Below are 21,150 nucleotides of genomic sequence, written 5' to 3'. Positions count from 1 at the left end.
GCGCCGCCTACGATGGGCGAATCCGACACCTACGGAGACCGAGATGCCCCGTTCATGCCCGCCGCATGCGGCGTTTGCCGCCACTTCATCGTCCCGCGCAGTGCGCCTGCGTGCGCTTGGCGCGTCGCGCGACCACAGCCCGACCCTTGCCGAACGCTGCCTGCGCGTGATCGGCTGGCACCGGCTCGAGCGACTGCTCGCGTCGATTCCCGACAGCAACGACGACTTCGGCATCGTCTGACGGCGGCGCCGCACGGCACGGCCCGTATCGGGCCGCTTGCATCACCCACTCACATCGCCTGCTTCCGCCGCCGCTCGTGCGGCGCCACTGTCGCGCCGTCGATGACGGGCGCGCCCTGCTTGATCAGGAAATCGCGGAACAGCCCGGTCACCTGCGAGATCCGCCGGTCGGCCAGCGTCACCACGACCCATTCTCGCTCGATCGGGTTGCCGGGATACGGCAGCTGGCCCAACAGCCCCGTGCGCAATTCGAGCGCGCACGCATGCAGCGACAGGAACGCGACGCCGAGCCCGGCCTCGGCCATCTGCTTGATCGCCTCGTTGCTCGACAGTTCGGAGCCCACATGAAACTTGAACCCTGACGACTTGAACAGGCTCTCCACGGTCGTGCGGGTGCCGGCGCCGCGCTCGCGCACCAGCAGGTGCGCCGATTCGAGATCCTTCAGCGACACGCGCTTGCGCTGCATCAGCGGATGTCCCGGCGCAGCGACGAACACCATCGGATGCTTCGCGAACTCGACCGCGTGGGTGCGCAGCTCCTTCGGCGGGCTCCCCATCACCGCGAGATCGATTTCATGCGTGGCGAGCATGCGGATGATGTCGTCGCGGTTGCCGACCTTGAAATACGTCTTCACGTGCGGACGCGTCGCCGTGAACTTGACGAGCAGCGGCGGGATCAGGTACTCGGCCGTCGTGATCGCGCCGATCCGCAGCGTGCCGCCGAGCTCGCCGGTCAGCGCCGCCACCTCGTCGCCCGCCTCGCTCCACAGATGCAGGATCTCGCGCGCATAGCGCGCGACGATCTCGCCCGCCGCGGTCAATTGCACGCCGCGCCCCACCCGCTGCAGCACCGACGCGCCGACCGCCTCCTCCAGCAGCCGGATCTGCAGCGACACGGCCGGCTGCGTCAGGTTCAGCTCCTGCGCGGCGCGAGACACGCTGCCCAGCCGCGCGATCATGTCCAGCGCCTTCAGCTGCCGGAACGTCGCGGTCTTTCCTATAAGCGAATACATATGGGTCGGCGATAAACATTAAATTGTCTGAGCGGATGCCGAACTATATCGTCGTATCTCGAAATCTGTCATCCGTATCGACAACAACGAGGAGCCTCTCATGGCCACGCCCCTCTTCCCCCCAGCAACGGATCGCGCGACGCGCGTTCCGCGCATCGTGATCGTCGGCGGCGGCGCCGGCGGCCTGCAACTGGCGACGCGCCTCGGCGACGCCGTCGGGCAGCGCGGCCTGGCGGACGTCGTGCTCGTCGATCGTTCTCCGACGCATTTCTGGAAGCCGCTGCTGCATGAAGCGGCCTCCGGGCATCGCGACCCGGCGAGCCACACGATCGAATACGCGGCGCAGGCGAAGCGGCACGGCTTTCAGTTCGTCCAGGGCGAGCTGCAGCGCGTGGACCGTGCGCGGCGCGTCGCGACGATCGGCGCCGTGCGCGACGGCGACGGCTCGGAAATCCTGCCGCCGCGGGACGTGCACTACGACGACCTGGTGCTCGCGGTCGGCAGCGTGACGAACTTCTTCAACGTGCCGGGCGCGTCCCGCCATGCGCTCCCGCTCGAAAACGTCGAGCAGGCCGAGGATTTTCGCCGCAAGTTCCTCGCCGCGTGCGCGAAGGCCAACCATCTGGCGGAACGGCAGCCGGACCGGCGCGCGACGCCCGTCTGCATCAACGTGATCGGCGCGGGCGCGACCGGCGTGGAACTGGCCGCGGCGCTGCGTCACGCGGTCCAGCAACTGACGACGTATCGCTTCAAGGCGCTGGTGTCCACGCGCGACGTCCGCATCCGGCTGATCGAAGGCGGCCCGCGCGTGCTGCCGGTGCTCGACGAGCGGCTGTCGGCGCGCATGCATGCGCAGTTGCGCACGCTGAGCGTCGACGTGCTGACGGATACGCGCGTCGCGCAAGTCGATGCCGACGCGGTCACGACCGCGACCGGCGAGCGGCTCGCGAGCGACATCACGATCTGGGCCGCCGGCGTGGCCGGCCCCGCAATGCTGCGGACGATTGGCGACCTTGCGCTCAACAATGCGAACCAGGTGATCGTGACCGACACGCTGCAGACGCCGGACGATCCGCACGTGTTCGCGTTCGGCGATTGCGCGGCCTGCCCGTCCGCCGGCGCGCACGGCTTCCTGCCGCCGCGCGCGCAGGTCGCGCACCAGCAGGCCGTGTACCTGAGCCAGGCGTTCGCGCGGCGGCTGTCCGGCAAGCCGGTGGCCGGCTTCACGTTCCGCGACGCCGGCACCGTCGTGTCGCTCGGCCACGCCGGCGCGGTCTATCAGGCGGAGCTCGGCATGCGCTCGCGCTCGCTGATCGTCGACGGTCTCGCCGCGACCGGGCTGTACCGGTTTCTGTATCGCAAGCACCTGTTCAGCGTGCACGGCGTGACGCGCGCGCTGCTCCAGGCGTTCGGCCATTGGCTGCAGCGTCGCAACCAGCCGTCGATCAAGCTGCACTGAGCGCGGCTTGCACGGTGCCGCAACACCGCGTATCGCGCGCACCACGCGATACGCGGCCCGCTGCGGCGCACGGCCGTGGTGCAGCGATCGGCTGCGCATGTTTGGTGCATCGGGCGAAGGCCGTCGCGCCGATGCCGAACCTGCGTGTCGTGCTGCATCGCGCACTTCCGCACCAGTCATGGCCCGCGATGCCATTCATTAGTCGAATCGTATGGGTCGGATATAAATATTAATTGGTCGCATATTCCGGATCGACGCTAAGGTGTCGAGCATTCCCGTCCGCGAACGGATCGTCACGTGTCAGGAGAGGAATCACCGTGGTCATCGAAGCCATCGTCACCCGACTCGATGCTGCATTCGCGCAGATCGAAGCGACACCCGATTCGCACGAAGCACGCAACCAGCGCGACGCCATCATCCAGTGGCTCGACAGCGCATCCGAGCAAGGCTATCGGCTCGGCCTCGTCACGACGCTGCCGGCCGCCCGCCTCAGCGACATGTTCGAGGGGCAGTTCGGCCGCGCGACCCTCGACCGCTTCGCGGTCGTCGTGACCGACGCCGATCAGCAGGATGCCGCAGCGAACCGCCATCCGTTCGACGTCGCGCTGCAAGCGCTCGGCGTACCGCCCGAATGCGCGGTGGGCGTCGCCAGCAGCGAGCCGGAGCGCCGCGAAGCCGAGATCTTCGGCCTGTCGCGATGCATGCGCGTCACCGATACGATGCACGCGCTCGCATCGGCAAGCGTGCACTGAACCGCGCGCGTTCATACGGATACACTCGGCTGGTCGGGCGCGATGGCGCGCCATGCCGATCATCGTCTGACGACGCGCTGGCATTTTTGCCGTCAAAGTCGGCTGCGACATTCGCCGGCTTGATCGATTTCTTCCCGAGGCGGGACGGTGCGTGCATCGTCTCGCTCGTCGCGCAACGGCGCCGGTTCACCGATACACAGAAGGTTGTGACACCAAGACGAAGATCGCTGCGGCGGTCGACGCGGTGAACGGTCGCCGTCATCGGAAAGGCTGAACGTCCGCGACGCGGAGCCTGTCACGTACCGGATGACAAAGCGGCTGCATGACGATTTCTTCAACGTGGTCGATGCAATCGCACTCGGCGGCCCGATACGCGCCGCAACGCTGCGCTCCCATTCGCATCCGTCATGGGCCTGAAGAACGCTTTCATGGCAACGCCGCACGCGCGGCTACGGTCCAACGCGGAACCGCATGCGAACAGCCAGCGGCCGCGCCGAAACTCCGCCGACACCGCGAGGTCGAACGAGCATCGTCGGAGAAAGTGACATGAACCACACCGCCCCGCTCGCCATCCTGCTCGTGCTCGTTGCCGCCAGCTCGCCCGCATACGCCGACGCGAGCGCCAACATCCCCACCGCGCAGGTTCCGCCGCAGCAGAAGAACTGCGTGCCGTCCTCCAGCGTGCGTCAGCCTTCGAATCGGCCGCCGATCCGCGTATGCGTCGGCGATTCCGACACGCAGCTGAACCTGCCGTGGTTCGTCACCGACGTGCTCACCGCCGTGGACACGCGTCAATCGCCTCGCGCCCTGTTGCACCGGATGCGCGACGATTTCTGAATCCCGGCGCGCCGGACGCTTCGGCCTACAGCGCGCCATAACGCGGCGTTCCCGGATTGGCCGCGGTATCACCCAGATAACCGACGTTCATACGAGATAGGCGGCTGATGGCAACGTATGCGCCGTCCCACGAATATTTACGATCACACGTTAATCTACGACACAGCATTCAATTAACAAACTACGATCAACAATTGAGGGATCCATCGTATACTTGCCGCACACCGTCCTCGTGCCAAGAGAAGGTGGGTTCCGCCCGGCCGCATTCGATGCGGCCGGGTTTTTTTACGCGCCATCAATATATATGCATAATCGATGTATGTTATGGAGAGCCGCGTCGAACCCGTGTCCCCGCATCGTTATCGCTTCGCGTGTGTCGCGAGCGTAGAATCGACTGACGTCCCGCTACCGGCGCGGACCGCCGCGCTCCGGCCAGGCACGGCGAATGCTTCGCGCCCATTCATCGACCGGTTCGACGAGCATGCCCATACGGACAACAACGAGCGCGACCCGACGAACGTCCGCGTCCACGCCGGGCGCGAAGCCGGTATTCCATCGCGCCGACGCCGCGCAGCACATCGTGTTGCCGATTGCCCTCCTCGCCTGCATCGTCGTGCTCGTCCTCGCGCTCGTCATGGCCGACCGCATGGCGCGCGACTCGGTCACGCGCCACGAGCGCACGGTCGCGACCGATATCGCGATCTCGATCGACCATATCCTCGACGGCGTGCGCTCACGGCATCCCGGCGAACTCGACGCGCTGATCGGCCGGCCCTGCGCCAGCGTGTCCAGAACGCTCGCCGAAGTGGCCACGCGCCTGCGCTACCTCCGTGCGGTCGGACTGGTCAACGGCGGCCGCGTCACCTGCTCGTCCGCGCTCGGCCCGGTCGATGTTCCGCTCGACGTTTACACGCGCACGCCGGCGTCGGCCGGCACGACGCTCGCGCTGCTGGAGCAGACGCCGTTTCAGCGCGGCGTGCCGGTGCTCGCGGTCGTGCGGGCGGCAACGCCGGGCTCGGGCGTGCTGTACCTGATCGAAGGCGACTATGTGGCCGACATGCTCGCGTACGGCGCGCGCTTCGGCGCGGCGACGGCCACGCTGTCGGTCGCGGGCTGGGGCGGCCTCGATCAGCGCGGCCGCTTCATGCCGCCGCACCCGGCGGCCGCGCCGGCGGGCAGCGCGATCACGTCGAGCGCGTGGCCGTTCACGGTGTCGGTCGCGGCGTCGCAACCGTACGTCTCGCAGGTGTATCGGCGCTATCGGCTCGTCTGCCTGACGATCGCGCTGCTCGTGAACGGTCTCGTCGCGGCCGCGTACCTGCTGGCGATGGCGCCGCGCCGGCTGCTGCTGAAGGCGGTCCGCCACGCGCTCAAGCGCGGCGAGCTTCACGTCGTCTACCAGCCGATCGTCGACGTCGAGACGCGCCGAACGGTCGGCGTCGAGGCGCTGCTGCGCTGGCAGCATCCCAAATGGGGGGCCATCGGTCCGGCGGCATTCGTCCCCGAGGTCGAGTCGAGCTCGATCCTGCCGAAGATCACCGAATTCGTGCTGCGCACGGCCGTGTCGGAACTGGCCGACCTGGCGCCGTCGACGCCGCTGCGCATCGCGATCAACATCGCGCCGCAGGACCTCGAACGGCCGCGCTTCGTCGCCCTCGTCGCCGAGGCGATTCGCCGGCTGCCGCCGGGATGCACGCTGGTGCTCGAAGTCACCGAGCGCGTCCTGCTCGAGAAGAATGCACGCACGACGGAGATGTTCGCCGCGCTGCGCGCGACGGGCGCGAAGTTCGCGATCGACGATTTCGGCACGCATCACAGCAATCTCGACCTGCTGTCGCGCTTTCCGTTCGACTACGTGAAGATCGATCGCCAGTTCATCTCGCAGCTGACGACCGGCAACGCCAGGCTGATCGAGGGCATCGCGGCGCTGGCGCGCCATTACGACGTGACCGTCATCGCCGAGGGCGTGGAGACGGAGGAGCAGCATCGCGCACTACGCGCCGTCGGCGTGCAATATGCGCAGGGCTTTCTGTATCACCGGCCGCAAGACCCGGAGAATTTGAAGCGCGATTTCGCGGCGATGCCGGCCTGAGCGCGCCGCGTCGCGCGCCCGCGTGCGGGCGCCGTCGCGAGGCGGCGCCGACGGGCCGCGGTGCTGGTGCTGGTGCTGGTGCTGGTGCTGGTGCTGGTGCTGCTGCAAACGCCCACGCGAGCATCAACGCCAACGCCGAAGCGAGCACCAATCCCCATCGCGGCCCAGCCAGCGACGAACCCACCGCACCGCGACCGAGCACGCGGCGCAACCGCCACGCAGAACGAGTATCCCGATGACGCCAGACCATCCGCCGCCCATCCCTTCGAACCGCGAGCCGGTCGCGCACGATCAGCCGCTGCTCCACCGCTACGCGGAGTTCCGGTTCCAGACGGTCGTCTCGTCGATCACCGACTATGCGGTGTTCATGCTCGACACGCACGGCAACGTCGCGACGTGGAACGCGGGCGCGGAGCGCATCAAGGGCTACCGCGAGGACGAGATCGTCGGCCGCCATTTCTCGCGCTTCTATCCGCCCGACGCGATCGCCGCCGGCCGCCCGGCTCAGGCGCTCGAAACCGCGGTCGCGTCCGGGCACTTCCAGGACGAAAGCTGGCGCGTCCGCAAGGACGGTTCGCGCTTCTGGGCCAGCGTGACGATCACGGCCGTGCGCGACGAGTCGAACACACTACGCGGCTTCATCAAGATCACGCGCGACATGACCGAGCGCAAGCGCGTCGAGGAACTGGAAACGGCCACGCGGCGGCTCGACGTGTTCATCGCGACACTCGCGCACGAGTTGCGCAACCAGCTCGCACCGCTGCAGCACACGATCGGCATCCTTCACAGCCTGCCGGCGGCCGGGCTTGGCCCCGCGCTCACGCAATGCAAGGACATCGCCGAGCGGCAGATCGGCCAGCTCGTGCGGCTCGTCGACGATCTGCTCGACATCGGCCGCATCAAGACCGACAAGGTGGATCTGCAGCAAGCGCCACTGAACGTGCGCGACATCGTCTATCGCAGCGTGCAGAGCATCCAGCCGAAGGTCGATGCACGCGGACAGCGCATCGTCGTGCGCCTGCCACCCGCGCCGGTGATCGTGCGCGGCGACGACGTGCGGCTCGTGCAGGTGCTGTACAACCTGCTCGACAACGCATCGAAGTATTCGCCGAACGGCGAGCACATCGAAGTCCACGTGCGCACCGAGGCGAGCGTGGTCGCGATCGACGTCGTCGATCGCGGGATCGGCATCGTCCCCGGCGCGCAGGAGTCGATCTTCGAGCTGTTCGAACAGGACAGCAGCGCGGGCCGCCTTGCGGCCGGCGGGCTCGGTCTCGGCCTCGCGATCTGCCGCAAATTCGTCGGCCTGCACGGCGGCAGCATCACCGCCGACAGCGCCGGCATCGGCAAGGGTTCGTCGTTTACCGTGCGGCTGCCGCTCGCGCAGCCGGCCGAACGCGTCGAGCCGGCGCGCGTCGCACCGGCACCGCTCACGACGCGCCCGCTGCGCATCCTGGTCGTCGACGACAATCGCGAGGCAGCCGACACCCTCGCCGTCCTGCTGCAAATCAAGGGCCACACGGCGCGTGTCGCCTACCACGCACGCGATGCGGTATCGCTCGCGCGCGACTTCGCACCGCAGCTGATGCTGATCGACCTGAGCATGCCCGACGTCAACGGCTTCGAGCTGCTGCGTGAACTGAACGCGACGCGCATCGCGCCCGATGCATTCCGTGTCGCGCTGTCGGGGCACGTGCGCTCGTCCGATCGCAAGGAAACCGCCGACGCCGGCTTCGACGACCATTTCGCGAAGCCGATTCCGATCGAGGCGCTCGATGCGTTGCTCGCGCGCGTCGACGCCGCTGCGCAGCGCCACGGCCAAGGTTGAGCACGCTGCTCGATGCGGCACGCGCAACGCGCGGCCCGCCCGCGCCGCCTGACGCCATCGACGCACGCGCGGCGGCCGGCACGCGCAAGCGCTAAAATCCGCCGCCTGGGCACCAACGACGAGCGCGCGTTTTGACGGAATTCGAGCAGGGTTTCATCCTCACCCGCCACTGGCGGGACACCGCAACCGGCGTCGAAATCGAGTTCTGGCTGGCAACCGAACGCGGTCCGCGCCAGGTGCGGCTGCGCCCGCAGGAAGCCGTCGCGTTCATCCCGGCCGAACAGCAGGAGCCGGCCGCGCGCGTGCTGGCCGGCGAAACCGGCGCCGAACTGCGCCCGCTCGCGCTGCGCGACTTCCGGCAGCGTCCGGTCGTCGGCCTCTATTGCCGCCGCTATCGCCATCTGGCCGGCCTGCAGAAGCGGCTGGCCCAGGCCGGCGTCGACGTCTACGAAGCGGACGTGCTGCCGCCCGAGCGCTACATGATGGAGCGCTTCATCACCGCGCCGGTCCGGTTCCGCGGCACGCCGGCCGGCGACGGCGCGGTGTCCGACGGTGAGCTGAAAGCCGCGAACGACTATCGTCCCGCGCTGCGCTGCGTGTCGCTCGACATCGAGACCAGCGCGCACGGCGAACTCTATTCGATCGCGCTGGAAGGCTGCGGCCAACGGCAGGTGTTCATGCTCGGCCCGCCCAACGGCGATGCGGGCAATCCGGGCGACCTCGACTTCCGGCTCGACTACTGCGACGACCGGCCCGCGCTGCTCGCGCGGCTGAACGACTGGTTCGCCGAGCACGATCCCGATGCGGTGATCGGCTGGAACCTGATCCAGTTCGACCTGCGCGTGCTGCACGCGCACGCGCAGCAGTACGGCGTCGCGCTGAAACTCGGCCGCGGCGGCGGCGTGCTCGACTGGCGCGCGCACAGCCAGCAGCCCGACCATTTCTTCGCCGCGGCGGCCGGGCGACTGCTGATCGACGGCATCGACGCGCTGAAATCCGCCACCTGGACCTTCCCGTCGTTCAGCCTCGAATACGTCGCGCAATCGCTGCTCGGCGAGGGCAAGGCGATCGACAACCCGTATCAGCGGATGGATGAAATCCAGCGCCGCTTCGATCACGACAAGCCCGCGCTCGCGCGCTACAACCTGAAGGATTGCGAGCTCGTCACGCGCATCTTCGAGAAGGCGGACCTGCTGTCGTTCATGCTCGAGCGCGCGACCGTCACCGGCCTCGCCGCCGATCGCACCGGCGGCTCGGTCGCGGCCTTCACGCACCTGTACATGCCGCGCATGCACCGGCTCGGCTACGTCGCGCCGAACCTCGGCGACGTGACCGGGCAGACGAGCCCCGGCGGCTTCGTGATGGATTCGCGGCCGGGCCTCTACGATTCGGTGCTCGTGCTCGACTACAAGAGCCTGTACCCGTCGATCATCCGCACGTTCCTGATCGATCCCGTCGGGCTGATCGAGGGCCTCGCCCGGCCCGGCGACGACGCGTCCGTGCCCGGCTTCCTCGGCGCGCGCTTCTCGCGCACGCGGCATTGCCTGCCCGACATCGTGCGGCGCGTGTGGGAAGGCCGCGACGTCGCGAAGCGCCAGCGCAACGCGCCGCTGTCGCAGGCGCTGAAGATCATCATGAACGCGTTCTACGGCGTGCTCGGCTCCACCGGCTGCCGGTTCTTCGATCCGCGGCTCGCGTCGTCGATCACGATGCGCGGCCACGAGATCATGCACCGCACGCGTGCGCTGATCGAATCTCAGGGCTACGAAGTGATCTATGGCGACACCGATTCGACGTTCGTCTGGCTCGGCCAGCCGCACGACGACGACGCGGCCGCGCGCACCGGGCGCGCGATCGTCGAGCACGTGAATCGCTGGTGGACGACGCACCTGCGCGAGCGCTTCGGGCTGGAGAGCGCGCTGGAATTGCAGTACGAGCGGCACTACCGCCGCTTCCTGATGCCGACCGTGCGCGGCGCGCAGGAAGGCAGCAAGAAGCGCTACGCCGGCCTCGCGGTCGCGCCGGACGGCAGCGAGGACGTCGTGTTCAAGGGCCTCGAGACGGTGCGGACCGACTGGACGCCGCTCGCGCAGCAGTTCCAGCGGGAACTGTACCGGCTCGTCTTCAGGCGGGAGCCGTATCAGGACTTCATTCGCGACACTGTCCGCCGCACGCTGGCCGGCGAGCTCGACGAACTGCTGGTCTATCGCAAGCGCGTGCGCCGGCCGCTGCGCGAATACCAGCGCAACGTGCCGCCGCACGTGCGCGCGGCGCGCATCGCCGACGCGTTCAACGACGCGCATGGCCGGCCGCTGCAATACCAGCGCGGCGGCTGGATCAGCTACGTGATGACGACGGCCGGCCCGGAGCCGCTCGAAACGATGCGCTCGCCGATCGACTACGCGTTCTATCTGAGCCGCCAGCTTCAGCCGGTCGCCGATGCGATCCTGCCGTTCCTGCGCGACGATTTCGAACGCGTGATCTCCGGCCAGGGGCAATTGTTCTGACGTCGCGCGGCTGCGCGAGCGGCCGTTCCTTCATACGGTTGCGCGTGCAACCGCCTCGCCTGTATCCGCCGTGTGCCGATCGGCATTCCGACGGCCGCGTGCATCGAGCGATAAGTAAAACCGATCGACCCGGTCGGAAATCCGACTTGGACGGCGCGCACGCCGCAGCGCACAATTTCGTCCATCGCAATCGAATGAAACCCTGATCCTTCGCAATGCGTTTTCGTGGCGCCGCGCTGAACGACCGCGTATCGCCACACGCTTGAATAACAAGGAAAAGGCGCGCTCGCCGTGCTTGAAATGCCTCCAACGAACCATCCCTGCGTGCGCCGCCGCGTTCGCGCACGCTCCGTTTCCGTCCGCCGCGACGCATGCTGCCCACCGGTGCCGCACGACATGACGTGCGGCACGCCGCCTCCGGCGCCGTAACGCGCCCGCAGCAAACACTACTCCCCCGTCTCGCCCGAGGAAACCGACGTGTCGCAAGCCACCGTCGCGCCGCTACGGCCGCGCGCCCCCTTCTCCATCGATCCGAGAAAGCTGCTGTTCTCGGTCACCACCTTCGTCGCGGCCGCGCTCGTGCTGCTGATCTCGTTCGCCGTCAGCTTTCCGCGCCCGTGGTGGGCGCTGCTCACGGTATACGTGACCGCACAGCCGATGGCCGGCACGTTCCGACCGAAGACCATCTATCGCGTGGCCGGCATCGCGACCGGCGCGATCGTCACCGTTGCGGTCGCACCCAATCTGCAGAACTCGCCGGCGCTGCTGGTGCTGTGCCTCGCGCTGTGGATCGGCTTCTGCATCTATCTCGCGGTGCTCGATCGCACGCCGCGCGCGTTCCTGTTCCAAATGGCGGCGTTCAGCTCGGCCGTGATCTGCTTTCCGTATCTCGACGATCCGACCAACATCTTCATCACCGCCGTGTCGCGCGTCGAGGAAATGTCGGTCGCGATCCTGTGCGTGACGATCGCGCACCGCGTCGTGAAGCCCGCGAACAACCGGCCGGTGATTCACGAACGCGCGCTGTCGTTTCTCGGCGATGCATGCCGCTGGACCGCCGAGGCGTTCGGCACCCGCCACGCGCGCCTCGAACACGCGCATCGCCGCAAGCTCGCCGCCGATGTGACGGAGCTCGGCATCATCGCGACGGCGCTGCCGTTCGATCAGCGCTTCGCGCTCGCGACGCGCGACACCGTCACCGCATTGCAGCACCGCCTTGCCGCGCTGCTGTCGATCGCGTCGGCCGCGGCGAACCGGCTCGACCAGCTGCGCGCGCTGAACGCGGTCGATGCGGACACCGCCGCGCTCGTCGACGCGGTGATCGCCGACCTGCACGCGTCGCAGGAGGTCGGCGACGCGCTCGACGCCGGCCTCGCCGCGCGCTGCCGCGCCCTTGCCGCCGAGCGGCTGCACGATTCGACGTGGACGTCGCTGCTCGCCGCGAGCCTGTTCGACCGCACCGCCGATTTCATCGACACGCTGCACGCGGCGCGCACGCTGGTGCGCAGCTTCGCCGCAAGCGACGCCGAGCTCGCGCGCCACCTGACGCCCGCGGACGCCACGCGCCGCTTCGCGCTCGCGCGCGATCACGGGCTCGCGCTGCTCGCCGGCGCGGCGACGGCCACCGCGATCGTCATCTACTGCGCGGTGTGGATTCTCCTCGCCTGGCCGAACGGGTCCGCGACCGCCGCCTTCGCCGCGCTCGTCACCTGCTCGTTCGCGGCGCAGGACGATCCGGCGCCGATGATCAGCCGCTACCTCGTGTCGACGCTCGTCACGTTTCCGCTCGCCGCGCTGTACCTGTTCGTGATCCTGCCGCGGGTCGACGGCGCCGGGATGCTGATCCTGACGCTCGCGCCGGCGCTCGTCTGGATGGGCTACATCCAGGCCGATCCCGCACGCACCGCGCGCGCGTTTCCGATGTTCTCCTGCTTCATCGTCGCCATGGGCTTTCTCGATCGTTTCCAGGCCGACTTCGCGCTGTTCCTCAACACGGGGCTCGCGCAGGTCGGCGGCATCGCCACGACGCTGGTCGTGAGCAAACTGTTCCGCTCGGCCAGCACGCGCTGGACCGCATACCGGATCGTGCGCCAGAACTGGGCCGATCTCGCGCAGATGGCCGACCCGCGCCGGCCGCTCGATGCGGCCACGTGGACGGCGCGCGCGATCGACCGGCTCGGTCAGGTCGCAACACGCATGGCGTTCGCCGATCCGGACGACGCGTTGCACGCGGTCGACGGGCTGAGCGACCTGCGCATCGGCCGCAACATCATCCAGGCGCGCGAGGGGCTCGATCGAGGCGACGCGAATACGCGCCCGGCAATCGAGGCCGCGCTCGCGCAGGTGTCGAACCTGTATCGCGCGCGCGCCGACGCCCGCCATCCGATTGCAGCCGACGCAACGCTGATGCGCGCGCTGAATCGCGCGATCGCGGCCGTCGCGCGCGACCCCGCCGGCCGCGACGACGCCACGCTGCTCGCGCTGGTCGGCATGCGCTGCAACCTGTTTCCGCATGTTCAACTCGTCGAAGGAACGACGCGATGATCGAAGAGATCCACATTTTCGGCATCTACATGCCATCCGCGCTCGCCTGGGCCGTCGTCGCGCTCGGCGTCACGTTCATGCTGCGCGGGATGCTGGTGCGGCTGCGCCTGCACCTGCTGCTGTGGCAGCCCGCACTGCTCGAACTGGCCGCCTTCTTCGCGCTGTGGTGGGGTATCGCCCGCATTGCCGACGCCTGTCTCCCGCATCGACTCCTCTCCTGAACATGAAGCGAATCATTCCGCTGCTGCGTACCGTGCTGACGGCCGCCATCCTCGCCGGCATCGTCGCCGCGATCTACGGACTATGGGTGCGTTACCAGATCGAGCCGCTCACGCGCGACGGCAAGGTGCGCGCCGACGTGGTGCCGATCGCGCCCGACGTGAGCGGCCTCGTCACCGACGTGCGCGTGCACGACAACCAGAAAGTGACGAAGGGCCAGGTGCTGCTGGTGATCGATCCGTCCCGCTACCGGATCGCGCTCGAACAGGCCGATGCGAACCTCGCGAGCGAGCAGGCCGAACTCGACGAGGCGATCCGCGAAGACCGCCGCAATCGCGCGATGCCCGACGTGGTGGCCGAGGAGTCGGCGCAACAGGGCGCGACGCGCGTCGAGAAGCTGCGCGCGGCGCTCGCGCAGGCGCATTCCGCGCGCGACCTCGCGGCGCTGAACCTCGAACGGACGCTCGTGCGCGCACCGGTCGACGGCACCGTGACCAACGTCGGGCTGCTGCCCGGCGTGTACCTGAGCGCCGGCAAGGGCGCGATGGCGTTGGTCAACGACACGTCGCTGCGCGTGGAAGGCTACTTCGAGGAAACCAAGCTGCCCGCGATTCACGTCGGCGATCCGGCCAGCATCTATCTGATGGGCGTCGCGAGCGAGATTCGCGGCCACGTGCAGAGCGTCGCGGGCGGCGTCGAGGACCGCGAGCGCGCGGGAGGCGACGCGCAGCTCGCGAACGTGAACCCGGCGTTCACGTGGGTGCGGCTCGCGCAGCGCATCCCGGTGCGCATCGCGATCGATTCGGTGCCGCCCGGCGTGCGGCTCGTGCCGGGGCAGACCGCGTCGGTCGAGATTCACGCACGCGCCGGCGACGTCACGGTGCGCCGGAGCCTGCCATGGTGAGCGTGCGCAAAGCGTGGATCGCCGCGCTCGGCCTCGCGCTCGCCGCCTGCGCGGAGGTCGGCCCGGACTATCGCGTGCCGCCTGCCGCGCTCGCGAACGCGCCGGCCGCCAGCGGCGCGTTCGTTGCGGGTGCAACGGCCGCGTCGAATGCGCCGTTGCCCGCTCGCTGGTGGCGGCTGTACGACGATCCGGCGCTCGACGCGCTGATCGAGCGGGCGCTCGCGAGCAACGTCGATCTGCGCGCCGCGCAGGCGAACCTCGAGCGCAGCAGCGCGCTGCTCGCGGCGGCGCGCACGGCGCGCGAGCCGAGCGCGGGCTTCGACGCGTCGACGAACTACACGCAGCAATCCGCCGCAGCGGTGCTGTCGCACGTCGAGCCGCCGCGGCACGAGATCTACAACATCGGCTTCACGATGAGCTACGACCTCGATCTGTTCGGCGGCATCCGGCGCGGGATCGAGGCGGCGTCCGCCGACCACGAGGCCGTCGCCGCCGCGCGCGATCTGGTGCGCGTGAACGTCGCCGCCGAAGTCGCGCGCGCGTATTCGGACCTGTGCAATGCCGGAAACCGGATCGACGTGCTGCAGCGGGCGATCGCGCTGCAGCAGCAGCGCCTCGCGTTGACGCGCCAGTTGATCGCTAACGGCCGCGCGCCGAGCTTCGAAGCGCAGCGCGACAGCGGTGCGATCGACGACAGCCGCGCGGCGCTCGCGCCGCTGCAGGCGCGCCGGCTGAATGCGGCGTTCCGGCTCGCGACGCTGATGGGCGAGCCGCCGGAGAACTACGATCGCGCGCTGCTGTCGTGCCGCAAGCCGCTCGAACTGGCCGCGCCGATTCCGTCCGGCGACGGCCGCGCGCTGCTCGCGCGCCGTCCGGACGTGCGCGCGGCCGAGCGCCGGCTTGCCGCGTCGACCGCGCGCATCGGCGTCGAAACCGCGGCGCTGTATCCGGACATCAAGCTCGGCGCGAGCATCGGCTCGACCGGCGGCGCGGCCGCGTTCCTCACGCCGTTGACGAACCGCTTCGCGGTCGGGCCGATGGTGACCTGGGATCTGCATCGCAGCGCGATCCGCGACCGCATCGACGCGGCCCGCGCCGACAGCCGCGCGAGCCTCGCGCATTTCGATGCGACGGTGCTCACGGCGTTGCGCGAAACGGAGACGTCGCTGAACACGTACGCCGCCGCGCTCGAACGCCTGCAACGTCTGCAGGCAGCGCGCGACGCCGCGCGCGACGTGATGGAGCGTACCGACGAACTGCGCCATGGCGGCCGGGTCGGCGGCCTCGTCGCGCTCGATGCGCGGCGCACGTGGCTCGCGGCCGAAACGGCCGTCGCCGCGGCACGGCAGCAGGTGAACGACGACCAGATCGCGACCTTCCTCGCGCTCGGAGGCGGCTGGCAATGAGCACCGTCGACGATCCGATGCTCGCGCGGCCGGCGCATAATGGCGGGATGCCCGCCCCACGCGACTCGCGAATCAATCCGCGCAAGATGAAGTTCACACAACGCAGCCCGCTGCTTCGCAACATCAGTTATTTGCTGGCGATCGACGAGCATCGCAATTTCACGCGCGCCGCCGAAGCGCTGAGCGTGTCGCAGTCGGCGCTGTCGCAGAAGGTGCGCCAGCTCGAGGACGAGCTCGGCGCGCAACTGTTCGATCGCAGCGGCCGCGTGGTACAGCTCACCGACTTCGGCAGCGTGTACCTCGAATACGTGCGCCGCGCGCACAACGATCTGGTCACCGCGCAACGCGCGCTGCACGACGTGCACGACCTGTCGCGCGGGCAACTACGGATCGGCTTCACGCCGACCTTCACCGAATACCTCGTCGCGCCGGTGATCGAGCAGTTCCACGAACGCTATCCGGGCATCGTGATCGAGATCACCGAGATGTCGCTCGATGCGGTCGAGACCGCACTCGGCGACGACCAGGTCGACCTCGCGTTCGGCTTCGTCGATGTGCGCTCCGACGAAATCGAGGCCGAAGCGCTGTTTCCCGAACAGCTGATGCTGGTGGTCGGCCGCACGCATGCGCTGACCGCGCAACGCGAGCCCGTCACGCCGACGCAGCTCGCCGATACGCCGCTCGCACTGCTGACGACGAGCTTCGTGTCGCGCTTCTACGTCGACAGCTATTTCCAGTCGTACGACATGCAGCCCGACGTCGCATTGCAGGCCAATTCGATCAGCGCCGTGCTGAAGATCGTGAGCCGCGGCAAGATCGCGACGATCCTGCCCGGCACGATCGAGTTCGAGCATCGCGATCTGCAATACGTGCCGCTCGACCCGCCGTTCCCGGTGCGCACCGTCGCACTGCTGCGCCGCAAGGGCGCGTATCGCACGGTCGCGTCGACGGCATTCGCGGAGCTGGTGCGCGAGATGCTCGACCATGGCAGCCTGTCGTCGCTGCGTACGCTGACGGCGCGCGAGCAGGGCTGACGGCGGCGGCGCCGCCGCAATCTCCACCGCAATCGCCAGATCGATCGACCGCCGCATCGCGGATGCGGCGGTCGTTTCTTGCGTCGTCGTTTCGTTGCGCATGCATCGATCAACGATCGATCCGCCTTATCGACCGCATCGGAAATACGCCTTGGACACGCTCAGGGTTTTCCATCATTCTCCCCTCATCGATTCGATGTGAATCGGTCGCGCCGAATAGCGGCGTCGACGGGCCCGGCGCCCATGTCGCACGATCCTTCCGTAGCACGCCGACACACTCGACAAGAAGAATCTGACACGCTCCCGGCCATCGACGGCCTGCGTCGGCGATGCCCACGTCCCGAATCGAACGCGTGTAAAACCCATTTGGTCTAATTGGAATCCTGAATGTCCCGGTCCGCTTCCCTTTCCGTTCTCGCCACCTTCATCGCGCTTTGCGGCATCACGGTCACCGCACCCGCGTCCGCGCAACAGCAACCGGCGGCGCCCGCCTCGCAGCAGCAATCGAGCAGCATCGCCTCTGTCGTAGCGGTCGCCGCCGCGCATGCAGGCGATGACGCATGCGCACACGGCGCCACCGCAACGAAGGCCGTCGCCGCACCGGTGCGCGTCGCCCCGACCCGCACGCCCGATGCACCGAATGCACCTGAGGCCGGCTGCATCGGCCCGGCGAGCTTCTGCAACGTCTACTTCGGCAGCTGATCCGCCGCCGCCACCGCCCCTTCCAACAGGAATCGTCGTGAATCATCTGTTCAGTGCGATGCGGGTCTTTCTCAAGGTTGCCGACACGCATCACTTCTCCCATGCCGCTCACCAGCTGAACCTGTCGCCGTCGCTCGTGACGCGCTATGTCGGCGATCTCGAATCGCACCTCGGCGTGAAGCTGTTGCAACGCTCGACGCGCAAGACGGTGCTCACCGAAGTCGGCGTCCGCTATGCGCAAGGCTGCCGCTCGCTGCTCGCCGACCTGTCCGAGATCGAGTCGCGCGCGACGCAGGAATCGAGCCGGATCGGCGGCGATCTGAACGTCGTCGTGCTGCACAGCTTGATGTCGCCGGAGCTGGCCGCGCTGTTTGCCGAGTACCAGTCGCGCCATCCCGAGGTGTCGCTGCACATCACGCTGACCGAGTCGGAAGTCGATCTGCTCGGCGGTGGCTTCGACTGCGGGATCGTCGCCGATACGATGATCTCGTCGCTCTCGGTCGTGTCGCGCGCGCTGGCCCATGCGCCGCTCGTCGCGGTCGCATCGCCCGGCTACCTGCTCGCCATGACCGCGCCGCAGCAGCCCGCCGACCTCGCCGCGCACCGGATCGTCGGCGTCGCGACAGGCGCGAAGACGTGCCGGTGGGTTGCCCCGGACGGCACCGTGGACGCGCTCCACGTCGAGCCGCGCGTCACAGTGAACAGCGCGCTGATGCAGCGTCAGCTCGCGCTTGCGGGCGGCGGTATCGCGCTGCTGCCCGAATTCGCGGTGGCGAGCGATCTGCGCAGCGGCGCGCTGAAACGCGTGCTCGCCGATTACCGACTCGTCAGCGACGGCGTCGCCGTGTCGCTCGTGTATCCCGGCCGCGAGTTCCTGCCGGGCAAGGTGCGCGCGTTCGTCGATCTCGCCGCCGAGCGCTTCAGGCTGCCGTCGGTCAGCATGCTGCGCGCGGTGGCGGCGCGACCGGACATGACCGTGGCGACGGCCGCCGCCGCGTGACGTGCGTTGCGTTCCACGCGTATCGATTCGTTTCGTCGCTGCGGCCCGCCGCGTGCGCGACGAACCGCAGCGAAACCCTCCGAGGAAATCATGAAATCCATCATCGTCACCTTCGCGACGCTCTGCGCGGCCGCGACCGTCCTGCTCGCCGCACCGCGCGCATCGTATGCGCAGTCGCCGCTCACCCGTGCACAGGTTCGCCAGGAATTGCTCGACCTCGAATCGGTCGGCTACGATCCATCCGCCGGCGACGCCGACAACTACCCGGAAGGCATCGTCGCCGCGCAGGCGCGCCTCGAGGAGAAGCGCGCCGCCGAACACCGCAGCGGCGAAGCGGCCTACGGCTCGGGCGGCGCACCGCGCACGTCGTCGGGCGCAGCGGCCGTCGCGGCAGCGAACCGATGAGGTGTGGGGTGCCGATGCGCAGTGCGCGCGTGAAGATCGACGCATGCGCGGGCACACCGCCGCACAGCGGCCTCTCGCGTCCAGCTAAAATACCGGCCTGCCGCGCGTCCCGCCGCGGCCGGAGGACCCCACATCATGACCGCACGCCGCGGTGCCGCGATTGCGATCGCGCCCGGTCACGAGACAGCCCGCCTGTCCGACGCCCAGAAGACCTTCAACACGCTCGTCGAGCGCATCGACAAGCGGCGCGAGCGCCTCGCGGCGTGGGACGCCGTCACGCCGGCGTTCCAGAAGAAGTTCGTGGACGCGCTGCTGCCGCTCGAACGCGAATCGGCGGCGCTGCGCACGCGGCTGATTCATCTGCTCGACGACGCGTTCCTGCGTAGCGGACTCAGCAAGGCCGAGCAGCGCACGCTGTCCGACCTGATCGCGGACATGGCCCGCGACGTGCTCGACGCCGCCGACGACGCGGCGCTGCAGCGCGTCTACGATCGCCATCATGCAAGCGGGCCGGCCGGCAGCGCAGCGGCCGATCCGCAGCCCGCGCCCGGCGCCGACGCGGCAGACGATCTCGATGCCCTGTCACCCGACGAACTGGCGCAACGGCTCCAAGCCGAGCTCGACGCGCAGTTCGAGCGCGACATGGCCGCGCACGCGGCACGCGAGGCGCAGCGCGCGAAGCGCAGGAAGACGCCGAAGCAGACAGCCGCGCAGGCGCGCGCCGAAGCGGAGCAGGCCGAATCGAGCAAGTCGATCCGCGAGATCTACCGCAAGCTGGCCAGCGCGCTGCATCCCGATCGCGCCACCGATCCGCACGACCAGGAACGCAAGACCGCGCTGATGCAGCGGGTCAACCACGCCTATGCGAAGCGCAACCTGCTGCAGCTGCTGGAGCTTCAGCTTGAGATCGAACAGATCGACCGGCATGCGATCGCCGGCCTCGGCGAAGCGCGGCTGACGCGCTACAACGGCATCCTCGACGAGCAGCTGCGCGAGCTCGACCGCGAGATCGAACACGTGGAGAACGATTTCCGCCGAACCTACGGCATCGCGCCGTCCGTGAAGATCGCGCCCGACACCGTGGTGCGCCTGCTCGCGCGTGACATCGCCGGCATGCAGCGCAGCATTCAGGACCTGACCGTCACGCTGCGCGAGTTCGAGGATCCGGACAACGTCCGGCGCTGGCTGAAGGAGATGAAGCGCCGCCCCGCATCGGCGCGCTTCGACGAAGACCGTTAGCAAGCGGCGCGCACATCACTGCGGCACGTCACTGCGATGCATCACTGCGGCTCGCCGATCCCGCCCATCAGCGTCATCAGCTGCTCGCGCAACCATCGGCTGCCCTGATCCTGGTCGGCACTGCGATGCCAGTAGCAGCAGTATTCGAGGTCGGGCACCTCGAACGGCAGCTCGAGAATGCGCGCCGGATAGCGGCGCAGCAGCCGGACCGGCGCCGTCAGCACGAGATCGCCGCGCATCGCGATCAGCGGCGCGACCATGTAGTGCTGCACGCGCATCTGGATGTTGCGGCGCCGCCCGAGGCGCGCGAGCTCCGCGTCGACGTGGCCGGCGCCGGTGCGGCGGCTCGACACGTGGATGTGCCCCATCGCCAGGTAATCGTCCAGCGTCAGCACCTTGCCCTTGAACGGATGATCGTGGCGGATCATGCATGCGTAGCGGTCGCGTTCGACCTGGGCCTGGTGCAGGTACGGATCGTCGATCAGCGGCGCGTCGACCGCGATGTCGACGGAGCCGTTCGCGAGCGCGGTCGCCACCTCGCGCCGATCGGTGTAGTAGCTGTGCACGTGCATGCCGGGCGCCTGCTGCTGCAGCAGCTCGCCGAGCGCCGGCAGCACCAGCGCCTCGGTCAGGTCGCTCATGCTCAGCCGGAACACGCGCGCGGACGACGCGGGATCGAACACGTCGCCCTCGTGCACGCTGGAGTCGAGCAGCTGCAGCGCCTCGCGCACGCGGCCGATGATGTTCTCGGCCATCGGCGTCGGCTTCATGCCCGCCGGCGTGCTCACGAACAGCGGGTCGTTCAGCGACTTGCGCATCCGTGCGAGCGCATTGCTGACGGCCGGCTGCGTGATGCTCAGCACCTCGGCCGCGCGCGTCAGGTTGCGCTTGTCGTAGATCGCCTCGAATACGACGAACAGGTTCAGGTCAATCTTCGAAAGGCGCATCGCCGGATCTCCTTGCCGGCAT

18 protein-coding genes and 1 pseudogene are annotated in these 21,150 nt (G+C 68.6%); 17 read left to right on the top strand and 2 right to left on the bottom strand.

Annotation, left to right across the window (positions count from 1 at the left end):
• Positions 1-43: 43 nt before the first annotated feature.
• Complete coding sequence (locus WJ35_RS30580; protein ID WP_059622495.1) at positions 44-241, top strand: hypothetical protein; 198 nt, start codon at positions 44-46, stop codon at positions 239-241.
• A gap of 49 nt (positions 242-290) precedes the next feature.
• Here the strand turns inward: WJ35_RS30580 and WJ35_RS20555 are convergent, their stop codons facing one another.
• On the bottom strand, positions 291-1,253 hold the full coding sequence (locus tag WJ35_RS20555) for a LysR family transcriptional regulator (RefSeq protein ID WP_069239872.1): 963 nt from the start codon (positions 1,251-1,253) through the stop codon (positions 291-293).
• Between the two features lie 100 nt (positions 1,254-1,353).
• On the opposite strand from WJ35_RS20555, the gene WJ35_RS20550 reads away from it, so the two are divergent.
• The 16 genes and pseudogenes from WJ35_RS20550 to WJ35_RS20480 all read left to right on the top strand — a co-directional run bounded on the left by WJ35_RS20550 (position 1,354) and on the right by WJ35_RS20480 (position 20,181).
• Positions 1,354-2,712 carry an NAD(P)/FAD-dependent oxidoreductase gene (locus WJ35_RS20550; protein WP_069239871.1) on the top strand — a complete coding sequence of 453 codons (1,359 nt, stop codon included), beginning with the start codon at positions 1,354-1,356 and terminating at the stop codon, positions 2,710-2,712.
• A 317-nt stretch (positions 2,713-3,029) separates the two neighbouring features.
• Positions 3,030-3,464 carry a hypothetical protein gene (locus WJ35_RS20545; protein WP_011881235.1) on the top strand — a complete coding sequence of 145 codons (435 nt, stop codon included), beginning with the start codon at positions 3,030-3,032 and terminating at the stop codon, positions 3,462-3,464.
• 276 nt (positions 3,465-3,740) lie between these two features.
• A pseudogene (locus tag WJ35_RS32305) lies at positions 3,741-3,913 on the top strand (histidine-type phosphatase); the annotation flags it as partial.
• A gap of 97 nt (positions 3,914-4,010) precedes the next feature.
• On the top strand, positions 4,011-4,301 hold the full coding sequence (locus tag WJ35_RS20540; protein ID WP_011881233.1) for a hypothetical protein: 291 nt from the start codon (positions 4,011-4,013) through the stop codon (positions 4,299-4,301).
• A 445-nt stretch (positions 4,302-4,746) separates the two neighbouring features.
• Positions 4,747-6,393 carry an EAL domain-containing protein gene (locus WJ35_RS20535; protein ID WP_080484399.1) on the top strand — a complete coding sequence of 549 codons (1,647 nt, stop codon included), beginning with the start codon at positions 4,747-4,749 and terminating at the stop codon, positions 6,391-6,393.
• A 235-nt stretch (positions 6,394-6,628) separates the two neighbouring features.
• Complete coding sequence (locus WJ35_RS20530; RefSeq protein ID WP_069239869.1) at positions 6,629-8,221, top strand: ATP-binding protein; 1,593 nt, start codon at positions 6,629-6,631, stop codon at positions 8,219-8,221.
• A gap of 131 nt (positions 8,222-8,352) precedes the next feature.
• Positions 8,353-10,728 carry a DNA polymerase II gene (locus tag WJ35_RS20525; RefSeq protein ID WP_069239868.1) on the top strand — a complete coding sequence of 792 codons (2,376 nt, stop codon included), beginning with the start codon at positions 8,353-8,355 and terminating at the stop codon, positions 10,726-10,728.
• Positions 10,729-11,205: 477 nt separating this feature from the next.
• The gene (locus WJ35_RS20520; RefSeq protein WP_069239867.1) at positions 11,206-13,272 is read left to right on the top strand and encodes an FUSC family protein; all 2,067 of its coding nucleotides are present in this window, start codon (positions 11,206-11,208) and stop codon (positions 13,270-13,272) included.
• Positions 13,269-13,493, top strand: a complete 225-nt coding sequence (locus WJ35_RS20515; RefSeq protein WP_011881228.1) for a DUF1656 domain-containing protein — start codon at positions 13,269-13,271, stop codon at positions 13,491-13,493. Before WJ35_RS20520 ends, WJ35_RS20515 begins: the two co-directional genes overlap by 4 nt.
• Before the next feature lie 2 nt (positions 13,494-13,495).
• Complete coding sequence (locus WJ35_RS20510) at positions 13,496-14,395, top strand: efflux RND transporter periplasmic adaptor subunit (RefSeq protein ID WP_014724331.1); 900 nt, start codon at positions 13,496-13,498, stop codon at positions 14,393-14,395.
• Positions 14,389-15,801: an efflux transporter outer membrane subunit gene (locus WJ35_RS20505; RefSeq protein WP_034193716.1), complete on the top strand. Its 1,413-nt coding sequence runs from the start codon at positions 14,389-14,391 to the stop codon at positions 15,799-15,801. Before WJ35_RS20510 ends, WJ35_RS20505 begins: the two co-directional genes overlap by 7 nt.
• Positions 15,798-16,835 carry a transcriptional regulator CynR gene (cynR, locus tag WJ35_RS20500; protein WP_045578322.1) on the top strand — a complete coding sequence of 346 codons (1,038 nt, stop codon included), beginning with the start codon at positions 15,798-15,800 and terminating at the stop codon, positions 16,833-16,835. Before WJ35_RS20505 ends, cynR begins: the two co-directional genes overlap by 4 nt.
• Positions 16,836-17,222: 387 nt before the next feature.
• On the top strand, positions 17,223-17,537 hold the full coding sequence (locus tag WJ35_RS31855; protein ID WP_034193718.1) for a hypothetical protein: 315 nt from the start codon (positions 17,223-17,225) through the stop codon (positions 17,535-17,537).
• A 37-nt stretch (positions 17,538-17,574) separates the two neighbouring features.
• Positions 17,575-18,537, top strand: a complete 963-nt coding sequence (locus WJ35_RS20490) for a LysR family transcriptional regulator (protein WP_014724326.1) — start codon at positions 17,575-17,577, stop codon at positions 18,535-18,537.
• A gap of 90 nt (positions 18,538-18,627) precedes the next feature.
• Entirely contained in the window at positions 18,628-18,942 is a 315-nt protein-coding gene (locus WJ35_RS20485; protein ID WP_069239866.1) for a DUF4148 domain-containing protein, read from the top strand.
• A gap of 135 nt (positions 18,943-19,077) precedes the next feature.
• Positions 19,078-20,181 (top strand): J domain-containing protein, encoded by a 1,104-nt coding sequence (locus WJ35_RS20480; RefSeq protein ID WP_069239865.1) that lies wholly within the window; start codon positions 19,078-19,080, stop codon positions 20,179-20,181.
• A gap of 41 nt (positions 20,182-20,222) precedes the next feature.
• Here WJ35_RS20480 and WJ35_RS20475 read toward each other — a convergent pair whose 3' ends face one another.
• Positions 20,223-21,128 (bottom strand): LysR family transcriptional regulator, encoded by a 906-nt coding sequence (locus WJ35_RS20475; protein WP_069239864.1) that lies wholly within the window; start codon positions 21,126-21,128, stop codon positions 20,223-20,225.
• Positions 21,129-21,150 lie beyond the last annotated feature (22 nt).

Source organism: Burkholderia ubonensis, from assembly GCF_001718695.1.
In the GTDB taxonomy this organism is placed as follows: domain Bacteria; phylum Pseudomonadota; class Gammaproteobacteria; order Burkholderiales; family Burkholderiaceae; genus Burkholderia; species Burkholderia ubonensis_B.
The sequence above is the reverse complement of the archived record's forward strand: the minus strand, read 5'-3'. Positions and strand labels throughout refer to the sequence as shown.

Excerpts from the sequence above, each read along its gene's own strand:
- WJ35_RS20475 (WP_069239864.1), bottom strand. The coding sequence starts at position 21,128 with ATGCGCCTTTCGAAGATTGACCTGAACCTGTTCGTCGTATTCGAGGCG.
- WJ35_RS20515 (WP_011881228.1), top strand. The coding sequence starts at position 13,269 with ATGATCGAAGAGATCCACATTTTCGGCATCTACATGCCATCCGCGCTC.
- WJ35_RS20505 (WP_034193716.1), top strand. The coding sequence starts at position 14,389 with ATGGTGAGCGTGCGCAAAGCGTGGATCGCCGCGCTCGGCCTCGCGCTC.
- WJ35_RS31855 (WP_034193718.1), top strand. The coding sequence starts at position 17,223 with ATGTCCCGGTCCGCTTCCCTTTCCGTTCTCGCCACCTTCATCGCGCTT.
- WJ35_RS20555 (WP_069239872.1), bottom strand. The coding sequence starts at position 1,253 with ATGTATTCGCTTATAGGAAAGACCGCGACGTTCCGGCAGCTGAAGGCG.
- WJ35_RS20535 (WP_080484399.1), top strand. The coding sequence starts at position 4,747 with ATGCTTCGCGCCCATTCATCGACCGGTTCGACGAGCATGCCCATACGG.
- WJ35_RS20540 (WP_011881233.1), top strand. The coding sequence starts at position 4,011 with ATGAACCACACCGCCCCGCTCGCCATCCTGCTCGTGCTCGTTGCCGCC.
- WJ35_RS30580 (WP_059622495.1), top strand. The coding sequence starts at position 44 with ATGCCCCGTTCATGCCCGCCGCATGCGGCGTTTGCCGCCACTTCATCG.
- cynR (WP_045578322.1), top strand. The coding sequence starts at position 15,798 with ATGAGCACCGTCGACGATCCGATGCTCGCGCGGCCGGCGCATAATGGC.
- WJ35_RS20550 (WP_069239871.1), top strand. The coding sequence starts at position 1,354 with ATGGCCACGCCCCTCTTCCCCCCAGCAACGGATCGCGCGACGCGCGTT.
- WJ35_RS20510 (WP_014724331.1), top strand. The coding sequence starts at position 13,496 with ATGAAGCGAATCATTCCGCTGCTGCGTACCGTGCTGACGGCCGCCATC.
- WJ35_RS20480 (WP_069239865.1), top strand. The coding sequence starts at position 19,078 with ATGACCGCACGCCGCGGTGCCGCGATTGCGATCGCGCCCGGTCACGAG.
- WJ35_RS20485 (WP_069239866.1), top strand. The coding sequence starts at position 18,628 with ATGAAATCCATCATCGTCACCTTCGCGACGCTCTGCGCGGCCGCGACC.
- WJ35_RS20530 (WP_069239869.1), top strand. The coding sequence starts at position 6,629 with ATGACGCCAGACCATCCGCCGCCCATCCCTTCGAACCGCGAGCCGGTC.